The following is a 1292-nucleotide window of genomic DNA, read 5'->3' on the forward strand; positions in this document are numbered from 1 at the left end:
CTAGATGGCTGGTGTTTTTCTCTACCAAACCATCGCGCGATGGTGTAAGGCGGGGGGCATGTCCCGTGGACAAACCCCGAAGCAGGGCGAGATGTGGAGGTCGACGTCGGCGTACTGCGGAGCGAAGCTGTCGCCGACGTCGATCTACAGCCTGTTGCACCGCGAGTGTCATCGGCTCTTCCCGGATGAGGCGTTCGCGGACCTGTTCAGGGACATCGGTCGACGCTCGATCCCGCCGCGTATCGTCGCGGTGGTGATGGTGCTGCAGCGGCTGGAGGGGCTCTCGGACCGGGAAGCGGTCGAGCGGTTCAGCTTCGACATCCGCTGGAAGTACGCGGCCGGCGGGCTCGACTTCGAGTATCCCGGCTTCGTTCATACGGTCCTGGTCGACATGCGCGAGAGATTGCGGCAGTCGAAGGATCCCGACCGGATCTTTCGCACGGTCCTCGACGTGGCCAAAGCGGCCGGGCTCGTGGGCCGTCGACGCGTGCTGGATTCGACGCCGCTGTACGACGCAGTGGCCACGCAGGACACCGTCACGATGCTCCGCTCTGCAATTCGTGCCCTGCTCCGCGCGGCTGGCGACGAGCTTGCTGCGGAGCTGCACGGCGTCCTGAAGCGGGACGACGATTACAGCACCGCCGGCAAGCCTGCGTGCGACTGGGAGGATCGAGCCGCACGCGAAGCGCTGGTGGATGCGCTGGCGCGCGATGCGTATGCGTTGCTCGCGCGTCTGGATGGGCGCGTGCTCGCCGTGCCAATACGCGAGGCGGCGGCGCTGCTGGCCACGGTCGTGGGACAGGACTTGGAGCAGACCGAAGACGGCACCTTCCGCATTGCCCGGCGCGTGGCGCCCGAGCGCGTCATTTCGACGGTCGACCCGCAGGCGCGCCATGGCCACAAGACACAGGCTCGCGGCTTCGATGGCTACAAGGGTCATATCGCAATCGACCCGGACTCGGAGATCATCACGTCCTCGATCGCCACGCCGGGCAATGCCGCCGATGGCAGCGTGGCCAAAGAGTTGCTGAAGGAAGCGTTGGAGACCGAGACGCGAAAGCAGCACGAGGAGCCGATCGCCGTTTACGGCGATAGCTCCTACGGCACAGGCGAGGTGCTCGAGCATCTCGAGAGCGCAGGTGCTGCGGCCCATGTGAAGGTGCAGGCCCCTACATCGCCTGATGGCCAATTCACCAAGGACGCGTTTCACATGGATCTTGCGAGCGATACGGTCACCTGTCCGGCTGGGCAGCTCGTCCAAATACGCCGCCGAAAGGATGGCTCAGGAGTAG

At 65.2% G+C, this 1292-nt stretch carries 1 protein-coding gene; it reads left to right on the plus strand.

The window, feature by feature from the left end:
* Window positions 1-58 precede the first annotated feature (58 nt).
* On the plus strand, window positions 59-1292 hold a 1234-nt coding region (locus QHF83_RS53290), incomplete at its 3' end, for a transposase (protein ID WP_282425877.1).

The organism is Polyangium sp. 15x6 (assembly GCF_029960785.1).
GTDB lineage: Bacteria > Myxococcota_A > Polyangia > Polyangiales > Polyangiaceae > Polyangium.